Source organism: Sandaracinobacter sp. (assembly GCF_041909755.1).
Lineage (GTDB): Bacteria > Pseudomonadota > Alphaproteobacteria > Sphingomonadales > Sphingomonadaceae > Sandaracinobacteroides.
The window spans coordinates 25,016-29,545 of the sequence record NZ_JAYRCW010000023.1; the positions used below are offsets into that span (position 1 = coordinate 25,016).

4 protein-coding genes and 1 pseudogene are annotated in these 4,530 nt (G+C 67.6%); 2 read left to right on the forward strand and 3 right to left on the reverse strand.

Translation table 11 applies throughout. The features are described from left to right. Positions 1-259: pseudogene (locus ACE3O8_RS05175) on the forward strand (penicillin-binding protein activator); the annotation flags it as partial. Between the two features lie 6 nt (positions 260-265). Here ACE3O8_RS05175 and ACE3O8_RS05180 read toward each other — a convergent pair. The 3 genes from ACE3O8_RS05180 to thrS are packed head-to-tail and all read right to left on the reverse strand — an operon-like array spanning position 266 to position 3,945. Then, positions 266-1,471, reverse strand: a complete 1,206-nt coding sequence (locus ACE3O8_RS05180) for a patatin-like phospholipase family protein (RefSeq protein ID WP_374387489.1) — start codon at positions 1,469-1,471, stop codon at positions 266-268. Between the two features lie 15 nt (positions 1,472-1,486). After that, positions 1,487-1,918, reverse strand: a complete 432-nt coding sequence (locus tag ACE3O8_RS05185) for a TIGR01244 family sulfur transferase (protein ID WP_374387491.1) — start codon at positions 1,916-1,918, stop codon at positions 1,487-1,489. Further along, a complete protein-coding gene (gene thrS, locus ACE3O8_RS05190; protein WP_374387493.1) occupies positions 1,918-3,945 on the reverse strand; it encodes a threonine--tRNA ligase in 2,028 nt (675 codons plus the stop codon). Before thrS ends, ACE3O8_RS05185 begins: the two co-directional genes overlap by 1 nt. Before the next feature lie 255 nt (positions 3,946-4,200). Between thrS and ACE3O8_RS05195 the strand changes: the two genes are divergently transcribed. Next, positions 4,201-4,530, forward strand: a 330-nt coding sequence (locus ACE3O8_RS05195) for a hypothetical protein (RefSeq protein WP_374387495.1), incomplete at its 3' end; no start/stop codon positions are given.

A 4,530-nucleotide genomic window follows, 5' to 3' on the forward strand; every position in this document is an offset into this window, starting at 1 on the left:
TCAGGCCCGCTTCGGCGGCACCCCGTCGCGCCTCGCCAGCCTCTCCTATGATGCGATGCTGCTGGCGATCAGTTCGGCGGGCCAGCAATGGCAGCTGGGCACCAGCTTCCCGCAAAAGCTGCTGGAGGATTCCCAGGGCTTCGCCGGCGTTGACGGAATCTTCCGCTTCAAATCCAATGTCGCCGAGCGGGGACTTGAAGTGCAGCAGGTCGGCCCCTCCGGTTTCACCACCGTCAGCCCGGCCCCGGCCTCCTTCTAGGCCCGCCTAGCGGCTCGCCTTCGCCCGCAGCTCGGGGGCGTCGGCGCCCACGTCGATGCAGTGCACGCCGTTCACGGCAGGCCGCAGCCGCCAGTCGCGCACCGCCAGCGCCTTCGCTGCGTCCCGCCGCCCGGCCGCCCGGTGGGCTTCCATCGTCGGCCGGCTGAACTCATAGCCGCGCGCCTTCCCGCTATAGGCCTTGTCGCGATAGATAATCTGCGCGATCTCGATATGCTGCTCGCAGGCGAACTGCCGCAGCGCCGCCACCTCTTCCGCGCTCAGCAGGCTCAGGTCAGGCGAACAGCTGTCCAGCATGCGGCGAACCACCAGCCGCGCCGGGCTCAGCGCCATTTCATGGTTCGTCCCCAGCCGCGTCCGGCTGGCATAGCGGATGTCCTGCGCCCGCGTTTCCGCGTCCAGCAATGTCTGCGGGAACGGCCCTTCGGCCGGGAACAGGTCCACCTGAAAGACGTTCTTGTCGAACTCCGTTCCCTCGTCCAGCACATGCTGCAACGGCGCGTTGGATGCGATCCCCCCGTCCCAGAACCAGTCGTCCCCGATCTTCACCGGCGGAAATCCCGGCGGCAGCGCGCCCGACGACATCACATGATCCGCCGTGATCCGCACATGATCCGGCCCGCCCTTCGAATCGAAGAAGTGCATCCGCCCCGTCGTCACAGAGATCGATCCGACAGACAGCCGGATCGGCCCGTCGTTCAGATAATCCCAGTCGATCAGCTCATCCAGCGTCCGCCGCAGCGGCTCCGTATCATAGAAGCTGATCGCCCCCACGCTGCCGTGCGGCTGGAACTTCGTCGGCGGAAAACGCGGGCTGAAGAAACCCGGCACCCCCGCCGCCGCGATCCACAGCGCCGCCCCTTCCGACCACATTTCCCGCGCGGTCCCGTCGGGAATGTCGCACACCGGCACCAGCCCGGACGAGATCGTCTCCCAGAACCGCACCAGCGCCGGGATCCGCTCCTTCGGCCGGTTCCCGGCGATCAGCGCCGCATTGATCGCGCCGATGGAAATGCCGCACACCCAGTCCGGCGCCACGTCCATCCGCGCCAGCTCTTCGCACACGCCCAGGTGATAGGCGCCCAGCGCCCCGCCGCCCTGCAGCACCAGCACGTTCATGTGCGGCGGCCGCGCCTCCTCCGGCGTATCCCGGCACGGGATCAGCGGCGCCTTCTCAGTCCGTTTGCCGCCCATCGAAATGCCCCCGTTTCAGCCCAGCGCCGCCAGCTGCTCCATCGCCGGCCGCAACGCCCGCACATCATAGCCCGCGGCCAGCGCCGCATCGATGATCTCCTCGATCGCTCCCCCGCGACTTGCTGACGCAAGCGCCCACAGGTTCGTCGAACGCGTCCCCGATCGGCAATAGGCCAGGATCGGCCGGGGAGAGACCATCAGCGCAGACAAGGCCGCCACCTGCTCCACCGTGAAACCCGACTGGTCGATGGGAATCGCGCAATAGCCCAGCCCCGCCTCCAGCGCCGCCGCCTCGATCGCGTCGCCCGCGGGCTGGTCCGCCGCCTCGCCGTCAGGCCGGTTGTTCACGATGAAGCCGAAGCCCGCCGCCTTGATCCCGGCGACATCCTCCGGCGTGATCTGCGGCGCCGCCGCAAAGCTGTCGGTCAGGCGGCGAATATCGGCCATCAGTTGCTCCTCTTCAGGTCCGGCGCCAGCGCCTCGCCCCGCAGCGTCTCCAGCATCCCGGCAAAGGGCAGCACCTGCTGCCGCTCCTCGCCCAGCCGCCGCACGGCCACCGTGCCTTCCTCGGCCTCCCGCCGCCCCACCACCAGCATCACCGGCACCTTCGCAAGGCTGTGCTCGCGCACCTTGTAGTTGATCTTCTCGTTCCGCAGATCCGCCTCCGCACGGATCCCCGCCGCCCTAAGCTGCTCAACCAGCCCTTCGGCATAGTCGTCCGCGTCAGACACGATCGTCGCCACCACCACCTGCACCGGCGCCAGCCACAGCGGGAAGCGCCCTGCATGATGCTCGATCAGGATGCCGATGAACCGCTCGAACGTCCCCAGGATGGCCCGGTGCAACATCACCGGCCGGTGACGCTCGCCGTCCTCGCCCACATAGCTCGCATCCAGCCGTTCGGGCAGCACCCGGTCCGACTGGATCGTCCCTACCTGCCAGGTCCGCCCGATCGCGTCCGTCAGGTGGAACTCCAGCTTCGGCGCATAAAAGGCGCCTTCGCCCTCCAGCTCCTCGAACCCGGCCTTGATCCCGTCGGGCAGGCTCGACACCCTCACCGCGCGCCGCAGCTCGTCCTCCGAAATGTCCCACATCTCGTCGGAACCGAACCGCTTTTCCGGCCGCAGGGCCAGCTTCACCGCATATTGGTCAAAGCCCAGGTCGGCATACACCGAATGCAGCAGGTCGATGAAGGCGGCCACCTCGTCCACCAGCTGGTCCTCGCGCACGAAGATATGCGCATCGTCCTGCGTGAACTGCCGCACCCGCATGATCCCGTGCAGCGCGCCATGCGGCTCGTTCCGGTGGCAGCAGCCGAACTCCGCCATGCGCAGGGGCAGGTCGCGATAGCTCTTGATGCCCTGCCGGAAGATCAGCACATGCGCCGGGCAGTTCATCGGCTTCAGCGCCATCCACTCGGCATCGTCCGAAACGATAGGCCCCTCGTCCTCTGTGTTGGGCACTTCATCCGGGATGACGAACATGTTCTCGCGATACTTGCCCCAGTGGCCGCTCTGCTCCCACTGGCGCGCGTCCATCACCTGCGGGGTCTTCACCTCCACATAGCCGGCGGCATCCAGCCGGCGGCGCATATAGGCCTCCAGCGTGCGCCAGATCAGATAGCCCTTCGGATGCCAGAACACGCTGCCATGCGCTTCGGATTGCAGATGGAACAGGTCCATCTCCGCCCCCAGCTTGCGATGGTCGCGCTTGGCCGCCTCCTCCAGCATCAGCAGATGCGCATCCAGCTGCTTCTTCGTCAGCCAGCCCGTGCCGTAAATCCGGCTCAGCTGCGGGTTCTTCTGGTCGCCCCGCCAATAGGCCCCCGAAACCCGCGTCAGCTTGAACGCCGCCGGATCCAGCTTCCCCGTGCTGGGCAAATGCGGCCCCCGGCACATGTCCATCCACGCGCCCGCCTCGCCCGGCTTCCCGGACCAATAGACAGACAGCTCCTCGCCCTCGGGCAGCTCCACCGCCCACTCGGCCTTGAAGCGCTCGCCGTCAGCCGTCCACTTCTCGATCAGCGCATCGCGGCTCCACACCTCGCGCACCAGCGGCTTGTCGGCGGCAATGATGCGGCGCATCTCCGTCTCGATCAGCGGCAGCTCGTCATCCGTGAACGGCCCCCGCCCGGCCGGCGGCGCCAGATCATAGTAAAAGCCATCGTCCGTCGCCGGGCCAAAGGTGATTTGCGTGCCGGGAAACAAGGCCTGCACCGCCTCCGCCAGCACATGCGCGAAATCATGCCGCACCAGCTCCAGAGCGTCCGCCTCGTCCTTCGCCGTCACGATGGCCAGCCGCGCATCCCGCTCGATCGGCCGCTCCAGATCAACGACTTCGCCATCGACCCGCGCCGCCAAAGCCGCCTTCGCCAGCCCCGGCCCAATGGCGCGCGCCACATCCCCCGCCGTAGTCCCGGCCGCGACTTCGCGAACCGAGCCATCAGGAAGGGTCAGGTGGATCAGGGCAGACACTGGGCAATCACTCCTCAGGAAATCAACGGCGCTCCCTAGCGCCGCCAGGGGGCGAACGGCAAGGGAAGAGGGCGGGGCAGCCCGATCGCCCCCCATCGCCCCCTCCCTGCCGCATCCGCCATGAACCGGGTTGTTCATCCGTCGTTCGGGCAGCATGATCAACCATCACCTCACCACGGCCGGGCCAGACCATCCGCCCCGGCCACGCACAGAACTCCGCAAGCCGGTCGCACGAAGCAAAAAATGGAGCAGAACATGCTGAAACACACCCTCGCCGCCCTCGCCCTGATGGCCCTCGCCACCCCCGCGCTGGCCGATCCGCCCCCGCACGCCCCAGCCCATGGCAAACGCGCAAAGGACGCGCGCGCGTGGGACGCCCGATACCCCGAACGCTATTATGTGGCAGACAGCCGCTACAAGCCGCGCCGCCTCAGCAGCAACGACTATATCTACCGCGGCTCCGACAACCGCTACTACTGCCGCCGCTCCGACGGCACCACCGGCCTCATCGTCGGCGCGCTGGCCGGCGGTACATTGGGCAACGTCATCGCGCCGAACGGCTCAAAGACCGTCGGCAGCCTGATC

What these genes read in the sequence shown, in the direction of transcription:
- ACE3O8_RS05180 (WP_374387489.1), bottom strand. Translation starts at nt 1,471, where the DNA reads ATGGGCGGCAAACGGACTGAGAAGGCGCCGCTGATCCCGTGCCGGGAT.
- ACE3O8_RS05185 (WP_374387491.1), bottom strand. Translation starts at nt 1,918, where the DNA reads ATGGCCGATATTCGCCGCCTGACCGACAGCTTTGCGGCGGCGCCGCAG.